Source organism: Pantoea sp. S61 (assembly GCF_016625145.1).
Lineage (GTDB): Bacteria > Pseudomonadota > Gammaproteobacteria > Enterobacterales > Enterobacteriaceae > Pantoea > Pantoea rwandensis_B.
In genome coordinates this window covers 65,198-85,089 of the sequence record NZ_JACVUO010000021.1, presented here as the reverse complement: position 1 = coordinate 85,089, position 19,892 = coordinate 65,198, and the positions used below count along the sequence as shown (strand labels likewise).

Here is a 19,892-nt window from a genome sequence, read left to right as displayed (position 1 = left end):
AATAAACCAGCTGTGATAATAAAAACTTATTTCACACTCACACTGGTAAATACGTCATATTTCAGGTTCACTGTACTTTCACCGCAATTATTCCGGAGTTGAATAGCAAAGATGGAAAGTAAAGTTTCCCAGTCTGGAAACAATGCAAATAATCGCGGCGACAATGCGGTTCTGGCACTGAGTAATATTGACTTAAAATTGCTTCGCGTATTTAAATGCGTGGTGGAAGCCGGAGGATTAACCGCTGCCAGCAACGAACTGAATATTGGTTTAGCCGCCATCAGCAAGCAGGTTTCCGATCTGGAGATTCGTCTCGGCATGACGTTATGCAGCCGTGGACGCGAAGGCTTTGAACTGACGCAGTACGGCATTAATGTCTATCAGGCCACGCTGGAGCTGTTCGTCTCCCTGAATCTGTTCCGCGAACGTCTGCACAACAGCCGCAATGAGTTGCTGGGTGACATCGCCATCTGTGTGGTGGACAACACTATTTCTGATCCGCATTCACCGGTCACTGCGGCGGTGCAACAGTTGCACCAGAAAGCACCAAAGGTGCAGATTCGCTTACAGACTGCGCAATTAGATGATATTGAACGGGGCATGAGTGAAGGTCGTTTTCATTGTGGCATTGCGCCGGTTTATGAAATGAAAAGTGATTTTGATTACTTCCCGCTTTATAAAGAATATTCGAAATTATATTGCTCCATGTCACATCCTTTATATTCTGGATCTTGTGATAAGAATATATCGGTGGAAATATTACGTGAGCAGAAAATCATTAATCATTTATATGTCACGCCGCGCGATGACCGTCGCCTCATTCCATTACAGGACAGCGGTGCGCAGGCGGTGCAAGTGGAATCCGTCGCCATGCTGATTCTAACCGGGCACTTTATTGGTTATTTACCCGAACACTATGCCGCGCCCTTTATTGCGAGGGGGCAGCTTTGTGAGTTGGGTGATGAGTCGGTGCGCCGGGAAAATCCGTTCTGCCTGATGATGAAAAAAGGCCGGAAAATTAATCCGATTATCCGGCTATTTATGCAATCACTGGGCCTGGCAGAGGCCGAAGAGGCGCACTAAGTTGGTGCAATCACCCCACCACTTTATACATCACCGTGGTGGCATCTAACGCCCCTTCCGTCGATTCGGCGTACAACGGAATGGAACCCGCAATTTGCCAGTCCATCGATAAGTAGAGTTGCGTGGCCACATCGCCGCTGCGCGTATCCAGCACCAGCAGTGTTTTACCCTGCTCAACCGCTAATTGCTCAGCCTGCTGCATCAGACGACGCGCAATTCCCTGACGCCGGGCACGGGGATGCACCAGCAATTTACTGATCTCCGCGCGATGACGGCCATTCGGCATAGCACTAAACCCGACCATCACTGTCGCGACAATCACACCCTGCTGCCACGCCACGAGCAGTTGATTATCGCCGCTTGCCAGGCTGTAGATTTTATCCTGCCAGAAGCGTTCCATTGCTGCGCGATCCCCGGCATCAATAAAACCGACGCTGGCCCCGTCAGCCACGCAACCGTGTAACACCTCGGTCAGCGCGGCCAGCAGGGGCTGTGCCTGTGTAGCACTTAACTGTTCAATTTCAGTCATGGTTTGCACACCACCAAAATGTAACGTGCGCCGCCTTCCGGGTGCGCCTGAAATGATGATTTGCCGGTGAGATGAAAACGCAGGCAATCCCCCGCCTGCAGCGTCCAGCGTTGATCGTCCATGGTGAACGTCAGCTCGCCGGATTGCAGCCAGATATGCTGTTCCAGCCCCTGTACCGGAGGTGCGTCATAATCGATGCGCGCGCCGGGGCGCAGCACGCCTTCCACCATTTCCGCTTTGAAGTGGCTGGCCGGTGGCGAGACGCTGCGGCGCTGATACCCGCTGGCATCATCACGCCACACCGTTTGATCGCTAGCCTTGAGTAGCAGCGCCGCTTCCTCTTCCACTTCACTCAGCAGGCGTGACATGGTCAAGCCATAGGCAACGCACAGCCGGTTAAGCAAAGCGGCTGTGGGGCTGGTTTCAGCCCGTTCAATGCGCGACAATGAAGCCCGGCTGATGCCGGTAGCCATCGCCAGTTCGTCCAGTGACCAGCCACGTTGCACACGCAATTCGGCTAAACGTGCGGCCAGTCGGTCTTCGGTATCCGGTACAGACATGTTCACCTCTCATATATGGGAAATAATTCTCACATATGAAATAAAGCCTTAATTTGCATAAACCGTCAAGTTGTACAAACATAAAAGAGTTGTACAACCCAAACGAGGCAGTTAAGGTGTTGTAATGCAGGTCAGAATTTTCGAGGACGCCATGGCCTTATACAGTATCGGCGATGTTGCCGAACGCTGTGGAATCAACCCGGTAACGTTGCGCGCCTGGCAGCGCCGTTACGGTTTATTAAAACCTCAGCGTACAGAAGGCGGTCACCGCCAGTTTGATGATGAAGATGTTCAGCGGATTGAAGAGATCAAACGCTGGATAGAGAGTGGTGTGCCTGTTGGCAAGGTCAAAGCCCTGCTGGAAGGCCAAAGCATTAATGTGCACGATGGCTGGACCGCACTGCAGGAAGAGCTAATGAGCGTGCTGCGTCACGTTCGTCCGGCTAAACTACGCACTAAAATTGCCACCATTGGCCGCGAACATCCGGTGGATGCACTGATTGATCATGTGTTTGTCCCGGTGCGTCAACGTCTGGGGCTGGATCAGCACACCGCGCGCACCATGTGTAGCCTGTTAGATGGCGCACTGATTGATTACGTGGCGTTTTGTCTCGCTGGCGGCCGAAAAAAGGCCGGCAAAGATGCTTTAATGATTGGCTGGGGCGTGGAAGATCGTACCCGTCTTTGGCTCGAAGCCTGGCGCTTGTCACAGCAGGGCTGGCGCATGGATGTCTTAGCCGAGCCGCTGGATATGCCGCGTCCTGAACTGTTCCCCGGTCAGAATCTGTTTATCTGGACCGGTAAAAAACCAACACGACGCCAATTAGAGCAGTTTGAGCACTGGCAGGCGCAAGGGTTTGCCACCCATATTCACGAACCAGCCTGACAAAAAATCGCACACACGGCCTTTGCCTTGCCGGGTGTGCGCGTTATCATGCCGCACTCCATGACTTTTCTCAGGTTTCCCTTATGAACTGGAATAAAATTCTCATTGGCACCCTGTTTGCCGTGATGGCCATTGGCGGCATGGGTGGCATGATGCTGGTAGGCTACAGTCTTATCCTTCCCAGCCACTGAGTTGACGTTGCACGCGTTCTAACACGCGGTCGCAAATCAGTGCCAATAGCGCCACCAACAGCGCGCCCTGAATGACATAGGCGGTGTTAAAGCCGCTCAGTCCGATAATCACCGGCGATCCCAGACTTTCTGCGCCCACCGTAGAAGCGATCGTTGCGGTGCCGATGCTGATCATCACCGATGTACGCACGCCAGCCATGATCACCGGTGCGGCCAGCGCCAGTTCAATCTGCCATAAGCGCCGCCAGGGCCCCATACCCAGCCCAACGGCAATTTCCCGGTTGCTGTCGGGCACGCTATCTAATCCTGCCAGCGTGCCCTGCAAAATCGGCAACAGCCCGTAAAGAAACAGCGCCATAATGGCAGGTGTCGCGCCAAATCCCATCACTGGCACGGCTATCGCCAGCACCGCTACCGGCGGAAAAGTCTGCCCTGCTGCCGCCAGCGTCTCCAGTAACGGTCTGAATGCCCGCCCGGCACGTCGCGTGGCGAAAACCCCACAGCCTACGCCAAAAATTATCGCCAGGGCGCTGCCGCTGACCACCAGTGACAGATGTGCGAGGGCCAGCCGCCAGAAGCTCTCCTGCTGATATAACGGACGTTCCAGCTGCGGGAACCAGTGGGTAAACAGCGATCCGCTGTACGGCAATCCCCACAGCAACAGCAAAAACGTCGCCAGCAGCCAGTAAAGGGGATCGCGCCATAACCGCATCACATCGCCTCCCGCTGGCGCAACAGATCGCTGAAGTGCAATACACCCAACGGCTGTTGATGCTGATCGATCACCGGCAGTTTGTCGGTGCGCCGGGCGATAAACTGAGACAGCGCCTCACGCAGCGTCAGGCTGGCAGCTATCGGCTCACCGTCCAGCCACTCACCGCGCCGTGCTGCACCGCCCGCACGGCCCAATGCCAGCAACCGTACGCCTAGCTCGCTGCGGCCAAAGAATTCACGGGCAAAATCCGTGGCCGGTTGCGTCAGCAGTTCAATCGGCTTGCCCTGCTGCACGATTTCACCGCCATCCATCAATACCAGTTGATCCGCCAGCGTCAGCGCTTCGTCGATATCGTGCGTCACCAGCACCACCGTGCGTCCTGACAGCTTCTGAATGCGCAGCATCTCCTGTTGCAGCGCCTGACGGTTCACCGGATCGAGCGCGCCAAACGGCTCATCCATCAACAATAGTTCGGGATCGGCCGCCAGGGCGCGCGCCACGCCAACCCGCTGCTGCTGACCGCCGGAGAGTTGATGGGGAAAACGCGTCGCCAGATGCGTATCCAGATTCAGCAACGCCAGCAGTTCCTCTACGCGCTGTTGAATTTTTGCCTGCGGCCAGCCGAGCAGTGACGGCACGGTGGCGATGTTCTTTGCCACGTTCCAGTGCGGGAACAAGCCAATCGACTGAATGGCGTAGCCAATGCGCCGCCGCAGCGCGCGCGCATCCATGCGTTCAATCGGTTCACCGGCAAAGCGGATTTCGCCGCTGTCATGTTCCACCAGCCGATTGATCATTTTAAGCGTGGTGGATTTGCCTGAACCGGACGTGCCAATCAGCACGGTGAAACTGCCCTTCTCAATGTGCAACGTGAGATCACGCACCGCCGCTTTGCCGGCAAATATTTTGCTTACCTGGTGAAACTCAATCATCGGTTCTCTCCAGCAGTGCCGACAGTAAACGCAATGCGGCATCAAACACCACCGCCAGCGCGACCACCGGAATCACGCCCAGCAACACCAAGTCCAGTGCGCTGCTTAGTAATCCCTGAAAAACAATGGCGCCAAAGCCACCGGCACCAATCAGCGCGGCAATCACCGCCAGGCCAATGGTTTGTACCACCACCACGCGCAAGCCCGAAAGCCACACCGGCAGCGCCAGCGGGAGTTCGGCGAGCCAGAACTGTTGCAGCTCGCTCATGCCCATACCGCGTGCGGTTTCACGTACCTCCTGCGGCACCTGCTGCAACCCCGCCACCACGCTGCGCACCAGCGGCAGCAACGCATACAGCACCAGCGCAATCAGCGCCGGAGCCAGACCAATACCGCTGATGCCCCAACTTGCCAGTACCGGGAAGTGAGCCACCAGCCCCGCCAGCGGCGCAATCAGCAAACCAAACAACGCCACAGAAGGCACGGTCTGGATCAGGTTGAGTACGCTGAAAGCGGCACTTTGCCAGCGCGATCGCCGGGCAATCACCAGGCCGAGCGGCAAACCAATCAATACCGTCGGCAACAGCGTGCCAGCCAGCAACAGCAGATGCTGGCTGAAGGCGGCATCAAATACCGCCGTGCGGTTGGCATACTCTTTCATCAGAGAGAGGTGGTCGAGATGACCGCTGAGCAATAACAGCAGCGGCACCAGCCAGATTTGCAGATTCAGCAGGATACGCCATGGCGTACTGGCGGTGAGCTGGCGGATAGCCTCAGCGGCCAGCAATAACGCCAGCGCCGCCGCACACCATAAACCGCTGCCAAAGGCCGTACGTGCCAACGGGCTGCCATTGTTAGCCAGCTGCGCCGCCGTCTGCCCGCCAATAAAGATCAGCAGCGCAAACAGAATCTCAGCGTCCAGCAATGCCATCACCAGATTGCGACGCCGTGGCTTCCACCACAATCCTTGCCATAACCAGAGTAACGGCAGCAGCAACAACCAGGATTGCGCCACTTGCCATAACATCAGCGGCTGTCCGGACACCAGTCGGTTGGCGGCGAAACTGAGTAACGGCAAGGTAGCCAGAGCCAGCGTGATCAGCAGCGTTAAAACCAGCAGCACCGGCTGCTGGCGCGGTCTCAGTAACAACGACACCGCTTACAGCAACTTATTCTGCTGTAGCCACTGCTTCGCCACCTGGCTGGCATCCTGACCGTCAACCGCAATCTGCGCATTGAGCTGTTGCAGGGTTTTCTCATCCAGCTTACTGAACACCGGCTGTAACCAGTTGCCGATGTCCGGATACTGTTTCAGCACGCTTTCGCGGATCACTGGCGCAGGCGCATAGATCGGCTGCACCCCTTTCGGATCGGTCAGGGTTTGCAGTCCGAGCGCCGCGACCGGGCCATCGGTGCCATAGGCCATCGCGGCATTTACGCCAGACGTTTGCTGCGCGGCCGCTTTGATGGTCACCGCTGTATCACCGCCCGCCAGCGACAGTAGCTGTGACTGATCCAGCTTGAAGTTGTAGGCTTTTTCAAACGCAGGCAGTGCATCGCTGCGTTCGATAAATTCCGCCGACGCCGCCAGCTTGAAGGTTCCGCCTTTTTTCAGGTAAGCGCTGAGATCGTCGAGGGAGTTAAGATTATTTTTCTGTGCCACATCGCCGCGCACCGCAATGGTCCAGGTGTTATTGGCGGGTGCAGGAGCTAACCACACCAGATGGTTTTTATCCGCATCGAGCTTTTTCACCTTCTCATAGCCCTGCTGCGCATTTTTCCAGGCCGCATCTTTCTCATCACTGAAGAAGAACGCGCCGTTACCGGTGTATTCCGGGTAGATATCCAGTTCACCTGCGGTGATGGCTCCGCGCACGACCTGCGTGGTGCCGAGCTGGATCTTGTTAACCGTTTTCACCCCATGTTTATCCAGCACCTGCAGAATAATGTTGCCTAACAGCGAGCCCTCCGTATCAATCTTTGAACCGACCTTAACCGGATCGGCGGCATTCGCTGCGCTTACACCCATCGCGAGTGCGATTATCCCCAATAAACCCTGCTTAATCATGCCGCTGTCCTCTGCTTATGTTTTCAGTCTGTGACTATCAAGCGTAGCCTGGCGAAACAGGATGGGGGCGGTCAAGCGCCTAAGTTCGAGCTTTTTCTGCTATTTAATGCACATTGCTTATAACCCATTTGCAGGACTTATAACCAAATGGAATTTTTATTGCGTTTTAGTAGGCTTATTCTCATAGGCCCACTCTTTACAATAAAATACATAACATCATGTCCGATTTAGCTTCTCCGGCGCACGTCGCGCTGGCAGGGAATGCGCCAACTGGCGAAACCAAGTGGATACGCAGCGCGGCTGACGTGTCGAATCTCGTTAACAACAGCAACGAATCACGCAGCAATGCGCGCATCGTGGTGGCCATCGCCCTCGGCGGAGTGTTCCTGGATGCCTACGATCTCGGCGCACTGGCCTTTGGTATCAAAGATGTCACGCGCGAATTTAACCTGACGCCGACCGGCACCGGCATGGTGGCCTCCGCGATTACCTTCGGCGCGATTGTGGGTGCGCTGATTGGCGGTTATCTCACCGATAAAATTGGTCGCTACCGCGTGTTTATGGCCGATATGTTCTTCTTTGTGATTGCCGCTCTCGCCTGCGCTTTTGCCCCTAACGAATATGTGTTAGGCGGTGCGCGCTTTGTGATGGGGCTAGGCGTTGGCATCGATTTGCCGGTCGCCATGGCGTTTCTTGCCGAGTTTTCTAAACTGCGCGGGCAAGGGAATAAGGCCGCCAGCGTGGCGATGTGGTGCCCCACCTGGTATGCGGCGATCAGTATTTCCTATCTGCTGGTGCTGCTGCTGTATGCGGTGCTGCCGGAGAGTCACACCGATTGGTTATGGCGGCTGATTCTTGGTTTCGGCGCGGTGCCGGCGTTGCTGATCATCGCCATTCGCAGCCGTTATATGAGTGAGTCACCGGTATGGGCGGCCAATCAGGGCAATCTGCACGGCGCCGCGCAGATCCTGCAGCGCTCTTACAACATCAATGCACACGTTGCGGATGATGCAGAACTGACGCCCGCTAAACCGGTGCGCAAAGCCAGCTGGCGTAACTATGGCGCGCTGCTGCAGGGGGTTTATCGTCGCCGAACGATTCTGGCCACCGTGACCTCTATTGCTTCATCGTTTGCCTATAACGCGGTGGCTTTTGGCCTGCCGGTGATTATTTCCAGCTTCTTTGCGCAATCGATGCTGACCACGATTTTGGTGTCACTGGCGTTGAATTTGCTGTTCGCTTTCGTCGGTGGCTTGCTGGCCGTGCGTCTGGTGCCGCGTCTCGGCGCGTGGAAGATGTCGGTGGCGGGTTACAGCTGTCAGTGCATTGCGTTACTGGGTCTGGCGCTGATTGGTCGTCCGGAAGGCGGTGAACAAGCGGCATTGGCGATTGCGATGCTGGCGCTGTTCCTGTTTGGTCAGGGGTTCGGTCCGGGTTCACACACCATGACCTTTGCCTCGCTGAGCTACCCTGCTTCATTGCGTGGCGTGGGTGTTGGCTTTAACCAGACGCTGATGCGCGGCAGTTCAACCGTGTCGCTGTTCCTGTTCCCACTGCTGGTGGCGGCCTTTGGCACCGGCGTGTTCTGGGTGATTTTCCTTGCCCCGCTGATTGGCTTGCTGGCGCTGCTGGCGATTCGCTGGGAACCCTCAGGCTACGATGTGGATGCGGAAGACTTTGTGTAAATAACAGCGCCCCTTCACGGGGCGTTTTTTATGCGGTCAGGCGGAAATCGCCGAACGTATGGGGAATGCGTGGGAAGGTGTGCAGGAACCAGGGCGTAAATTGTTCGGGCTGATCCTGCATCTCCTGCTGAATCTGTTCAACCGAACGATAACACCAGGCATCCGCTTCTTCCGGATTGAGTTTCGGCTCAACATCACTAATGGCAAAGAAGACGTGGCCATACTCGTGCTCGGTCAGCCCATTGCTAAGTGGCAGGTTGTAGCTCAACTCGAACACCGGGGTCAGTGCCAGTTGCATCCCCATCTCTTCACGCAAGCGACGTTCAGCCGCATCGCGGGTCGATTCCTGCGGATAAGGATGTCCACAACAGGTGTTGCTCCACAGGCCGCCACAATGATATTTACCATTAGCACGACGTTGCAATAGCAGTTCATGGCGCGAATTGAACACGTAGACCGTCACCGCACGATGCAGCAATCCTTTCTCATGTACTTCCAGCTTTTCCATCTTGCCGGTGGGACGATCGAGGTGGTCGACGAGAATAACTTCAATGGCGGGCATGACAACTCCTTCAGATAATTCTCAGCTATTGTACACAACCTCAAAGACCGAAACTGAGGAAATCGCGCACATTCCGTGCGCTTAAGTGGCGAAATTTAAGCTTAGCAGTCATCAGACAAAGCGGTAACGACGACGGAGGCAGAAATCATATTGATCGGCGCTGAGCAGAATAAAGCTGTCGTAGTCATCAGCTGAACTGCGGTTGCGAGCGCCATTCCGGCCCCTTTGCATCCCACGTCATCGCATTTTAAAAGCTCGAACGGTATAAGCGCGCAAAAGCTGCCATTCCTCACATGGCAGCCATATTTGCAAAAATCCCAAACGGGGAGGCATGCGTTCTAAGGTCGCCCCTTTAGTTTTAGCTCGGATTCGATCGTCGTATCGCGGGCAGTTGTGTGACGGGTTGCGCCCCACACTTCATCATATTCATAACCAGTGAGATCTTTAATCACCACACGCGTTTCAGCATCGCAACCTCTCGCCGTGCCACCCAATTTGCGGCGCGCCACCTCTTTGATCAGCAACTTATGGCTACGCTGCGTCAGTTTGAATTTAAAAGTCAGCCAGAAGCTCGCCATCAGCAGAGCCGTGGTAACAAACACCATCAACCCGACAATCGCATGGATGGCGCTTTCCGGTTGCGCGCCGTTGCCTTTTACAAAACCACTCTCCTGCAGCACGATGCCAATCATGAAAATGGCGATGGCCACCGAACTTTTACGCGTCAACACCATGACACCAGCAAATATCCCTTCACGTCGCTTACAGGTCACCATCTCATCAATATCGGGGATAAAGCTGTAGATGTTCCACGGGATGTAAAACAGCCCGGCGCGTACGATGCCCAAAAACAGAAAGACTGCGCTGAACAGCAGCGTGGGCACCTGCCATTGCCAGAGATAAACCGCAAACAGGAACAGGAAGATGACGACGATACTCAGGTAGGAGATCCGTAGCGCGTTGGAGGGCGTCATATTAAAGCGGCCCAGCAGCATCATGAAAATGAAGGTGCCGGGAATCGACATAAACATCATGTTGCTCAGCAGCAGCGAAGCCAGTGAGGCATCCTGCTTCAGGCCATAGATCACGAAATAGGTGAACACCGCCAGAAACGCATCCATCGCGGTGAAAGAGCAGATATAGATCAGCAGATGCTGGCGAAAGGCTCTGATTTTAAAAGACGATGCCAAATCGACAAACAGATACTTCAGGTGGGCTTTGAGGCTGCCTTGACGCGCCGAATGTTGCGCTACATCCTCTTCCGGCTGGATGTCTTTGGCCTCCCAGGTGGTCAGCCAGGTAATAAACACCGCCACGCAATAAATCACCGAGAAGATGATGCCGGTCAGCGTATAGGTAATGGCATTATCTTTGCCGGTATAGGTCATGATGACGCCCGGCACCGAGACGGCGAGGAAACTGCCAAGCGCCGAGAACATCAGGCGCACGCCCGAAAGACGTGTGCGCTCGCTAAAGCGATTGGTCATCTCCGAGGACAAGGTTTCCCACGGCACCAGCACCATCGCTGACAGCAACTCGATGGTGAGATAGGTGCCGAGATAGTACCAGTAGCCCATATCCGTGACCCACAGTGCGCCATACAGCAGCATCAAGGGAGAAGAGATCAGCAGGAAGAAACGACGGCGGCCAAACTTACGTCCCAGCCAGGTGTTGCCGAAGTTGTCGGTAATGTAGCCCATGATTGGGCTTAATATCGCGTCAATGACGCGGGCGATGGCAAATATCGAGCCCGCTTCAAACACCGATAATCCGCAGTAGGTGGTATAGAAAAACAGCAGCCAGGTGCCAATCACCGCAAAGGCACCTCCACCAAATAAGTCCGTCAGGCCGTAGCCGATTGCGACGCCATAACCGACGCGACGTTCTGTAGGTTTAACCATCGATCCGATTCCTGTTCTGGTAGGGTATGTAGTAGCGGCAAGGTGCTATGCCCTGCCGCCGTTGTTATCAACAGAATTGGAAATCAACTTATTGGGCCGGGATGCTATCCCGCATTGGCTAACATCTGCGCTTTGACACAGAGTTCCGCCGCCTTAAAAGCATGGGCTTGCGTCATGGCGTGCTCTGTACGATGGAGGCAGTCGTTAATCAGTTGTCCAAAGAACGGGAAGCCAACTTCGCCGGAAACGGCATAGCGGAACTCGCCCTCTTTGTTCACCAGATACACAACGTCCTGCTCGCCACGCGTGAGATCGGTGTATTTGCGAATCTCGATGTAACCGTCAGTGCCGAGCAGCGTCATGCGTCCATCGCCCCAGGTCGATAAGCCGTCCGGTGTAAACCAGTCGCAGCGGAAATAACCGGTGGCACCGTTCTCGCCTGCCAGCATCGCATCGCCAAAGTCTTCAAATTGCGGATGTTGAGGATGGCGGAAATTCCGCACCTGGCTGGCCACCACCGTGGCTTCGCTGTTGCCGGTGTAGTAGAGGAATTGCTCGATTTGATGGCTGCCGATGTCACACAGGATGCCCCCGAAATAGCGACGCTGATAGAACCAGTCGGGCCGTCCGGTGCCTTCACGATGTGGCCCCGTGCCAAGGGTTTGCACCACCTGGCCGATAGCCCCTTTTTCCACCAACTGACCGGCAAACACGGCGCTCTCCACATGCAGACGCTCGCTGTAATACACCGCATATTTGCGCCCGGTTTTAGCGCACATCGCTTTGGCATCTTCCAGCTGTTCCAGGCTGGTGAGCGGGGCTTTATCCGTGAAGTAATCCTTGCCCGCCGCCATCACTTTCAGCCCCAGTGCACAGCGTTCTGACGGAATCGCCGCGCCTGCCACCAACTGCACCTGCGCATCGGCCAAAATTGTCTCCAGCGAGTCGGCGATCTGGACCTGCGGGAATTGCTGCACAAACTTATCGACTTTGGCGGCATCGGGATCAAATACCCACTTCAGCGTGGCTCCGGCTTCGGTCAGGCCATTGCACATGCCGTAAATGTGGCCGTGATCCAGTCCGGCCGCCGCAATGATAAATTCCTCCGGCTGCACCACCGGCTGCGGTTTGCCTTTCGGCGCGTAGTTCATGCCATCCTGCTTATTCATGGTTGTTTCCTCACGCAAAGTTTTTGCCCAATGGGATGTCATCGACATCGGCGAAGTTGTCGACCGAAGCCTGTTTTTCATAGAAGTGCGGTGCATGGGCGATCAGCCCGCCGGTGCGATAAAAGGCATCATCTTTAGGGATAGGTAACGAGACGGTGCTTTTGGTGATGGCCGATTTATAGATGGCGGTAATCAGTTCCAGCGAGCGTTTGCCCTGCTCGCCATCAATCAGCGGTGCACGCTGCTGCTCAATCGCCGAGAAGAAGTCATCGACCTGTCCGGCGTGCAGCGTCCATGTGAGAGGTGCGGTGCTGGCATGCAGGCGATCCAGCTCGCGCTCCAGCGCCAGATTGTTCTCTTTTTCCGGGAAACCGTTCTCCGCTGCCTGCATGGCGACCGCTTTCCACGGAGCCGACAGGCGCGCGTTCTCCCCCTGCAGCACGATTTTCTGATCTTCACCGTGATGCACAACGGAAGCGGTCAACTGCGCCAGCGTGCCGTTGGGATAGCGGAATATCGCGGCGCTGAGGTCTTCCACTTCGGCGTTGTCATGTGCCACGTTGCCGATCATCGCCACCACTTCACTGGGCGCACCGAGCATCCACTGCATGGCATCAATGTGATGAACCGCATGGTTAAGCGTGCAGCCGCCGCCCTCTTTTTCCCAGGTGCCGCGCCACCACAGGTCGTAGTACGAATGGCCACGCCACCAGAATGAATCGATCTGCGCGTGGCAAATTTTGCCTGCCAGCCCCGAATCCACCACGGCTTTCAACTGCCAGAACGCATCAGTGAAACGGTTCTGCGCCACCACTGACAGAATTTTGCCGCTGGCTTTTTGCGCGGCAATCATCGCATCGCACTCTTCCAGCGAAGCCGCCATCGGTTTTTCGCACAGCACATGCTTGCCCGCCTGCAGCGCTGCAATAGTGTTTTCCGCATGCACATATGGCGGCGTACAGACATCGACCACGTCGATATCCGCGCCCTCGGCCAGCATCTCGCGGTGATCGTGGTAAACCCGCACATCGTGCAGACCGTAGCGCTGCAACTTCTCCCGCGCTTTTTCGGGATACATATCCACCACCGCGACAATTTTGCCGCGCTCTGGAAACTGCAGAAACGCCTGGATATGTGAATTGGCGATGTTGCCCATGCCCACTATGGCAATTTTTAACATGGTGATTCTCCGCTCATGACCGCTGTTGAGGTGTTTGCGAGGAACATAAAAAAGCGCTGCCAACCGGACAATCTGTTTTTGTGAGAATGCTCGCAGAGCGATGCAGGAGTTTGTGAACCAAATGTAAAAACGTCTTAATATCAGTCCACTGCGTCTGCAAAAATTTGCAAAAAATGATTGGGATGGGGATCACACTATGGCCGGCAAGCTCAGGATGGACGAAATTTCAGCAATTACGGGCTACTCGGTCAGTACCGTTTCGCGCGTGCTGAGCGGAAAATCCTACACCAGTGATAAGGCGCGTGAGGCGATTGTCGACTGCGCCCGCCGACTGGGCGTCTTGCAGGAAATGGTGAGTGGTCGTCTGCTGATCAATGACATTGTGGTATTTGCGCCGGGACGCACCTTCACGCCACGCGGCGATCACTTTTATCATGAGGTGACACGCGGGATAGCCGAGGCATGCGCATCGCATGATGTGCATATCAGCTATTGCCCGCTGGAAGAGCAGCGCGCCGATGTGAAGCTGTTTCTGGAGAAGGCGAGTGCGAAAAACATCAGCGCCATCATCATTATCGGTATCGACGATCAAGCGATCTTTAGCCTGGCGGCGTCACTCGGCAAACCCTGTGTGCTGATTAACTCTCGTGATAAAGATATGCGGCTGGATGCGGTGTCCCCCGATCATCGGGCGATTGGTTTCAGCGCTATGCAGCATCTGTTTGAACAAGGCCACCGCCGGGTGTTGACCGTCACCTGTCTGCGACGTGAGACGCTATTTTTGCGTCTGGAAGGGATCAAAGACGCTTACCGCCATTTTCATATGCCGTTTAATGCGCAGCAGGATTTGATTGTCATCGAAGCTTACTCCTCGCAGGACACCGAGATCGCACTGAATCACTGGCTGGATACACACCCACGCGATCAATGGCCTGATGTGATTTTGCCCGGCGGCAAAGGCATTATTACCGGCGTGCAGAATGCACTGCTGTCACGCGGCTTGCGCATTCCCGAAGATATTTCGCTGATGACGACAGATTTAGCCAGCCGGCTGGAAGGATCGCCAGAGATGCCCATCACCGGCTTTGCGGTGCCGTGTCGCGAGCTGGGTTATGAGGCGATCCAACTGATCCAGAACCGCCTTAATCGTCCGCAGTCGTCGATTTACAATCTGTTGTTGCAGGGAAAACTGGTGGATCGCGGTACGGTGGCGAATGCCACTCGCCATGCCGCGCGTGAGGAGATCCGTAACGCGTTTCCGTGAGATGCCCCAGACCAAAAACGAACGTAATAAGAACATCGTGCCTGCGCACCCAAACCCAACGTCAAATCCTCGGCGCTGAAATAACCCTTTGAGTCACCAATCCATTCAAGCCTGAAACACATAGGCCTTTTCTAACAAGCCACACAAAAGTTCAGAAGCAAGCTGGTGTCGCGCAGGGGCAGGCAATCCGCAGCGCCGAACAGAGTGAGTCTGCCAGGAGAGACCGCATGGATGCGGTCGAAAGGCTGGGCTGGAACAGGGATGTTCCATCCCAGCCGGTCCGTCAGGCGGACGAATGACGTGAGGGTACCGCGTCAGCGGCGCGAGGACACTCGGCCCCTGCGCGGCACCAGATTGCGTTATCACCTTTCGCTCAACAGACAGCTTTCAACGCTACAGCAAGTGCGCACTCCTTGCGCACCGCTTCTCTTACAACTTAAAGCTCTGCACCACCAGCTCCAGCTGCACGCTCTGCTCTTCCATCGCGCGCGCGGCAGCCGACACCTGCTCGACCAGTGCGGCGTTCTGCTGGGTGCTGCCATCCAGCTGGGTGATCGCCTGGTTAACCTGCTCGATGCCCATACTCTGTTCGCGGCTGGCAGACATGATTTCACTCATCAGGGTGGTCACACTGCTCACGCCCTGCATCAGCTCATCCATGGTCTGTCCGGCTTGTTCCACCAGCTGGCTGCCGGTATCGATATTCGCCACCGACTCCTCAATCAGCTTCTTAATCTCACGCGCCGAGTTCGCGGAACGTTGCGCCAGATTACGCACTTCTGACGCCACCACGGCAAACCCACGACCCTGCTCACCCGCTCGGGCTGCTTCCACCGCCGCGTTAAGCGCGAGGATATTGGTCTGGAAGGCGATGCTGTCAATCACACTGATGATATCCACCACTTTACGGGATGAGTGATTAATCGCCCCCATGGTGGTGACCACCTGACGCACCACATCCGTTCCGCGCGCCGCCACCTGCGAGGCGCCGTCCGCCAGTTGATTGGCGTGGGTGGCATTGTCGGCGTTCTGACGTACCGTGCCGGTCAGTTCTTCCATTGAAGCCGCAGTTTCAACAATCGAACTGGCCTGCGACTCGGTGCGAGCAGACAGATCGGCGTTGCCGCTGGCAATTTCACGTGAGGCAGAGGTAATTGCCAGTGCGCTGTCGCCCACCTGACGCATCAACCCCTGCAGATACTCAATAAACTGGTTAAAACTTTGCGCCACCGCGTTAAATTCCGGGCTGTTGCTGGCAGGCAGACGCTGAGTTAAATCCGCGCCGCCAGTCGACAGCGCTTCGATATTGCGGTTAAGCAGGCTAAGACGTTTCATCATGGCGCGCACAAAGCCGAGCAGCACCAGCAGCAGAATCACCGCCAGCGGGATCTGCACCAGGCCGAGGCGAGTCAGCATGCTGTGGGTTTGCGCATCCAGCAAACTGGACGGCACATCGCTGGCGAGATACCACGGGCTACCGGCAATCGCCTGCAGGAACAGCGTGTGCTCGCCATCTTCGCCTTTAAAGGTGGTTTGCGTAGGCTGATTACCTGCCTGGCTCAGCAGACCTTTCAGCGCACCCGCCATCGGCAGTTGCGTATCCGCGAGATTTTCCAGCTTCGGTGCGCCTTCCAGCAGTGCGGCGTTGCCCACCACTTTGCCATCCGCTTCAACGATCAATACACGTCCGTGAATGGCGTCGCCCATCTGTTTCGCCAGTTGGTTGAAGAAACCGAGCGTGACGTCGATGGTTGATACCCCCCACACCGTGCCATCACGATAAATTGCCATCGCACAGTTGGTTCGCGGCTGCGGGCTCGCCGCATCCTGATAGGCTTTAGCCCAGGCACATTGCCCTTTGGCCGCGGCCATACCGTCTTTGTACCACGGCTGCTCCCAGTATTTGTCCGCCGCATCCGAGTTCCAGTAGGTATTGACCTGCAACTGATTGCTGGCGTTACGGGCAAAGAACGAGCTGTCTTTCTCTTTCGCCGGATCGCGACGATTAGGCAGCGGCCAAATACCGCCGCCAAACACGTTGCTGTCCTGATACTGGTTCACCAGCGCAGGCAGCAAGTTGTCGATGGACGCGCTATCCATCACGCCTGCGGCTTCGGTAATGGCACGTTGCTGCGCCTGCACGCGGTTCATCTGCTCGACGATGCGTCCCGCCAGGCCATCCACCTCATAGCGCACCAGACGGCTTTCGTTTTGCGTTAACTGCGGAGCGATAAACTGATTGATCACCACCACGGTAACCAGCATCAGCACCACGAAAAATGCGACCAGCGTCGCGGTAAAACGAGATTGTGTAGTTTTTAACATTGATGTGCCCTTACCCTGGTTGGCGAGTTGCCTGATCGAGGTTAACGGCGTGTTGCAGGGGAACTTGAGGTGCGCCAGATCACAAAAATGCAAATAGTTGATTTAGGTGATCATTAGGCGGGTGACTAACGTTGCGCTTACTGAGTCGCGTGCGGGCAACCGCCCGCAGAGAGGGCTATTGCGGCGGATCCACCACTTCCTGACGTGGCCGAAATACATGGTTATTACCTTCTGCCCGCAAACGCTGCAGCAGCTGTTGTCCACCGCGATCGTCGGCCTGAGCAAACTGACGTTCCGCTTCGGTGATTGGGGTGGCCCACAGCAGATTCGGCCGGTCGCCATCGCGCTTGGGCAGTCGGAACTGGGCACCTTCCGGTGCTAAGCCATTGGCCAGCAGGAAACTCTCGAAGCCCACTGGCGCCACTTCCGATGCCAGCGTATGCCCTTCGCCAATCCACGTCAGGCGCGCCCACGGCAAGTGCGCGAATTCCGCCAGCGCGCTGGCCATCTGCACCGCATTGGCTTCGGTCATCACTTCGCCGTCCACTGCCATCGCCAGCTCAACACGGCGGTACTGCGGGGCCAGCTCATCAAACAGGTAATCCACTTGCGGCATGGGCCGAATCCCCATACCCAGCGTGAGAAAAACCCACACGCCATTGTGCCAGTGCTGAGAGATGGCCATTGGCGGCCAGCTCCCCTGATCGATGGCGTAATACTTTACCGACTCACCAAACTGCGCCTGGTAGCACTGCATCAGCTCATGCTGCACAACATCCCATAAATGGCCGTCATGCCAGTCACGCCAGAAGTGCCGCTGCTGCTCGGCGCGAGCATAGTAATCATTGGTGGAGGCGGAGCCGAGCGGCGCGGTCAGGCGATTCTCTTTGATGCAGCCCGCGGAGAAACTGACCTGCTTATCCTGATACAGACTCCAGCCAGGGATCACCGCCAGCAGTTGGCCGTAATACCACAGGGCTGCGCCGTCATCACTCGGTTCCCACAGAATCTGTAGACCGGCAGGATCGAGCATCGGCTCGGCTTCTAAGGTGCGGCAATACTCTGCGCTGAGCAGGGGCGCAATGCCCTGCTCCATCGCTTCACGATCTTCACGCGCCGGTGCAGGCAACAGATTGCGCAGCCAGCAGCCGCGCACCGCATACTGGCTGCGAAACAGATCGTTCGGCCAGATGTAAAAGTAGGCCGTGCGCGCATCCTGTTCGACGATAGCGGTGAGTGTGTTTTGCTGATTTGGCACCTCAGCAATCAGAGGTTGGTGTGTCATAACGCCTCGACAAAGCCTTGAGGGATCCATTTTCCCTGAGAATAGAGCAGGATCGGCACTCGCACCACGTGACGCAAGGGTAAAACTCTCAAAGTGCAGTCAGAAACCGTGAGAATGGCTGATGAATGCCAGCACAACGCCCTGACAAACTTCAAATTAATTCGCGATTCATTTGCCGCCTCGCATGCTATTGTCTGCACATTCCTCCTTGCGGAGCTGCTCAGCATGGTGCTGCAAAACCTCGATTTGAACCTGCGCGATGTCGTGATTTTCGCGATTTTGGTGTGGCTGTTTCTTCGCTATACATGGGTGATGTCAGCGCTCACGTTCATGCTCGGTGGTGCGGTACTCTTGGTGTTGTTACCCATCGACATTTACTACAGCTTGTTGCCATTAGCGCTGCTGGGAGTGGGATTAGGGATGCTGCTTCATCATTATCAGCAGCGCCAGCTCACCCTTAAACGTGAAGCCCGCACACCGCGCACCTACACCAAAAAGCAGGACGAGATGCATTTGTAGCGTTAGCGTCCCATGCGTTGCATGGCGCGGGAATAAGCCCCGCGCTGAATTGACCAGCGCAGCAAACCAGCAATCACCGCGATCTCTTTATCCACGCGCCACTGTGTCAACGGGCTGATCGGCTGCTGAATTTGCTGTTGCGCCCAGTCCGGTAGCAATCCCATCCCGGCTTTTAGCATCACCCGCATCGCCGGTTTCGCCTGCCAGCTTGGAGCCGGTGCATTGATTAGTAGCTGCATCACTTCCAGCGTGCGTTCATCGCAAATCAGTTCCGGGCGCATGGCTTGCAGATAAGCGTCCACCGCCTGCACCGTTTTCGGTACCTTTTCCGCGCCCAGCGCTTCGGCGATGAGCGCCGCTTCATCGTAATAGCGATCCTGCTCGGCCAGTGAGAGCTGCGGATTTTTATAGCGCAGATGCGCGGCGAGGAAGCGGCTGGTTTCCGCCACGTGCACCCAGGTCAGTAAATGCGGATCGCTGGCGGCGTAAGGTTGCCCGGCGTTATCAATACCGGTGACGCGCAGGTGGATACCTTTAACACGCTCGATCAGGATGTTGGCATCCTGCGTGTTACCAAAGGTGGTGACAGCGATGAACTGGCTGGTGCGCCGTAAACGGCCCAGCATGTCCTGACGAAAATTAGAGTGATCCCACACGCCCGCCAGCGCTGCCGGATGTAGCATTTGCAGCATGAGTGCGCTAATCCCACCGCACAGCATCGAAGGGAAATCGCCGTGCACACGCCAAATCACATGATCGGGGCCAAACAGACCCGGATCGCCCAACGGTTGCGAGATATCGAATTCGTTCAGTGCGAGGCCATTCAGGCGAAAGACTTGCTGCTGGATGCGGTTACGAAGATTCATGGTGTCTGGATGATGAGCTGATTGACGTAGCAGGCATAAATGCCAACCCTGTAAAATCTGGCAAGCAAAGCATTGCAGGAGCAGCACTCAGGCCAACCCTGCAAAACCTGGCAAGCATGGCGTTGTCAGGTTTTTAGGTCAACCTGACAACACCCCGCCAGCATAGCATTAC

General features: G+C 55.9%; 18 protein-coding genes. 5 read left to right on the top strand and 13 right to left on the bottom strand.

Annotated elements, in window-relative coordinates:
* Positions 1 to 111: 111 nt before the first annotated feature.
* Positions 112 to 1,083, top strand: a complete 972-nt coding sequence (locus tag IAE30_RS25955) for a LysR family transcriptional regulator (protein ID WP_038648010.1) — start codon at positions 112 to 114, stop codon at positions 1,081 to 1,083.
* Between the two features lie 10 nt (positions 1,084 to 1,093).
* Here the strand turns inward: IAE30_RS25955 and IAE30_RS25950 are convergent, their stop codons facing one another.
* Entirely contained in the window at positions 1,094 to 1,612 is a 519-nt protein-coding gene (locus IAE30_RS25950) for a GNAT family N-acetyltransferase (RefSeq protein WP_200681264.1), read from the bottom strand.
* On the bottom strand, positions 1,609 to 2,172 hold the full coding sequence (locus IAE30_RS25945) for a helix-turn-helix domain-containing protein (protein ID WP_200681263.1): 564 nt from the start codon (positions 2,170 to 2,172) through the stop codon (positions 1,609 to 1,611). The genes IAE30_RS25950 and IAE30_RS25945 overlap by 4 nt, the downstream gene beginning before the upstream one ends.
* Before the next feature lie 151 nt (positions 2,173 to 2,323).
* Here IAE30_RS25945 and IAE30_RS25940 point away from each other — a divergent pair, with 151 nt between their 5' ends.
* Positions 2,324 to 3,058: a MerR family transcriptional regulator gene (locus IAE30_RS25940; RefSeq protein WP_038650207.1), complete on the top strand. Its 735-nt coding sequence runs from the start codon at positions 2,324 to 2,326 to the stop codon at positions 3,056 to 3,058.
* 171 nt (positions 3,059 to 3,229) lie between these two features.
* Here IAE30_RS25940 and IAE30_RS25935 read toward each other — a convergent pair whose 3' ends face one another.
* From IAE30_RS25935 to IAE30_RS25920, 4 genes are read right to left on the bottom strand one after another with little or no spacing between them, the layout of a single operon-like run.
* A complete protein-coding gene (locus IAE30_RS25935) occupies positions 3,230 to 3,961 on the bottom strand; it encodes an ABC transporter permease (protein WP_200681270.1) in 732 nt (243 codons plus the stop codon).
* Positions 3,961 to 4,896: an ABC transporter ATP-binding protein gene (locus IAE30_RS25930; RefSeq protein WP_038648020.1), complete on the bottom strand. Its 936-nt coding sequence runs from the start codon at positions 4,894 to 4,896 to the stop codon at positions 3,961 to 3,963. Before IAE30_RS25930 ends, IAE30_RS25935 begins: the two co-directional genes overlap by 1 nt.
* Entirely contained in the window at positions 4,889 to 6,052 is a 1,164-nt protein-coding gene (locus tag IAE30_RS25925) for an ABC transporter permease (protein WP_200681262.1), read from the bottom strand. The genes IAE30_RS25930 and IAE30_RS25925 overlap by 8 nt, the downstream gene beginning before the upstream one ends.
* Positions 6,053 to 6,055: 3 nt before the next feature.
* Complete coding sequence (locus IAE30_RS25920) at positions 6,056 to 6,964, bottom strand: ABC transporter substrate-binding protein (protein WP_200681261.1); 909 nt, start codon at positions 6,962 to 6,964, stop codon at positions 6,056 to 6,058.
* 218 nt (positions 6,965 to 7,182) lie between these two features.
* Between IAE30_RS25920 and IAE30_RS25915 the strand changes: the two genes are divergently transcribed.
* Positions 7,183 to 8,649 carry an MFS transporter gene (locus IAE30_RS25915; protein WP_038648028.1) on the top strand — a complete coding sequence of 489 codons (1,467 nt, stop codon included), beginning with the start codon at positions 7,183 to 7,185 and terminating at the stop codon, positions 8,647 to 8,649.
* Between the two features lie 28 nt (positions 8,650 to 8,677).
* On the opposite strand, the gene idi is transcribed toward IAE30_RS25915, so the two are convergent.
* From idi to IAE30_RS25895, 4 genes are all read right to left on the bottom strand, one after another.
* Positions 8,678 to 9,211 carry an isopentenyl-diphosphate Delta-isomerase gene (gene idi, locus IAE30_RS25910; RefSeq protein ID WP_038648030.1) on the bottom strand — a complete coding sequence of 178 codons (534 nt, stop codon included), beginning with the start codon at positions 9,209 to 9,211 and terminating at the stop codon, positions 8,678 to 8,680.
* A 338-nt stretch (positions 9,212 to 9,549) separates the two neighbouring features.
* Complete coding sequence (locus IAE30_RS25905; protein WP_200681260.1) at positions 9,550 to 11,112, bottom strand: MFS transporter; 1,563 nt, start codon at positions 11,110 to 11,112, stop codon at positions 9,550 to 9,552.
* Positions 11,113 to 11,216: 104 nt separating this feature from the next.
* Positions 11,217 to 12,281 carry a Gfo/Idh/MocA family protein gene (locus IAE30_RS25900; RefSeq protein ID WP_038648035.1) on the bottom strand — a complete coding sequence of 355 codons (1,065 nt, stop codon included), beginning with the start codon at positions 12,279 to 12,281 and terminating at the stop codon, positions 11,217 to 11,219.
* Between the two features lie 10 nt (positions 12,282 to 12,291).
* Entirely contained in the window at positions 12,292 to 13,461 is a 1,170-nt protein-coding gene (locus IAE30_RS25895) for a Gfo/Idh/MocA family protein (RefSeq protein ID WP_200681259.1), read from the bottom strand.
* A gap of 196 nt (positions 13,462 to 13,657) precedes the next feature.
* Here IAE30_RS25895 and IAE30_RS25890 point away from each other — a divergent pair, with 196 nt between their 5' ends.
* Positions 13,658 to 14,725: a LacI family DNA-binding transcriptional regulator gene (locus IAE30_RS25890; RefSeq protein WP_038648040.1), complete on the top strand. Its 1,068-nt coding sequence runs from the start codon at positions 13,658 to 13,660 to the stop codon at positions 14,723 to 14,725.
* 429 nt (positions 14,726 to 15,154) lie between these two features.
* On the opposite strand, the gene IAE30_RS25885 is transcribed toward IAE30_RS25890, so the two are convergent.
* Both IAE30_RS25885 and IAE30_RS25880 read right to left on the bottom strand, forming a co-directional pair.
* Positions 15,155 to 17,050 carry a methyl-accepting chemotaxis protein gene (locus IAE30_RS25885; RefSeq protein WP_200538945.1) on the bottom strand — a complete coding sequence of 632 codons (1,896 nt, stop codon included), beginning with the start codon at positions 17,048 to 17,050 and terminating at the stop codon, positions 15,155 to 15,157.
* Positions 17,051 to 17,225: 175 nt separating this feature from the next.
* Positions 17,226 to 18,335, bottom strand: a complete 1,110-nt coding sequence (locus tag IAE30_RS25880) for a suppressor of fused domain protein (RefSeq protein WP_200538944.1) — start codon at positions 18,333 to 18,335, stop codon at positions 17,226 to 17,228.
* A 114-nt stretch (positions 18,336 to 18,449) separates the two neighbouring features.
* On the opposite strand from IAE30_RS25880, the gene IAE30_RS25875 reads away from it, so the two are divergent.
* Positions 18,450 to 18,854 (top strand): hypothetical protein, encoded by a 405-nt coding sequence (locus IAE30_RS25875; protein WP_234472861.1) that lies wholly within the window; start codon positions 18,450 to 18,452, stop codon positions 18,852 to 18,854.
* A 2-nt stretch (positions 18,855 to 18,856) separates the two neighbouring features.
* On the opposite strand, the gene IAE30_RS25870 is transcribed toward IAE30_RS25875, so the two are convergent.
* On the bottom strand, positions 18,857 to 19,720 hold the full coding sequence (locus tag IAE30_RS25870; protein WP_038648048.1) for an oxygenase MpaB family protein: 864 nt from the start codon (positions 19,718 to 19,720) through the stop codon (positions 18,857 to 18,859).
* Between the last annotated feature and the right edge of the window lie 172 nt (positions 19,721 to 19,892).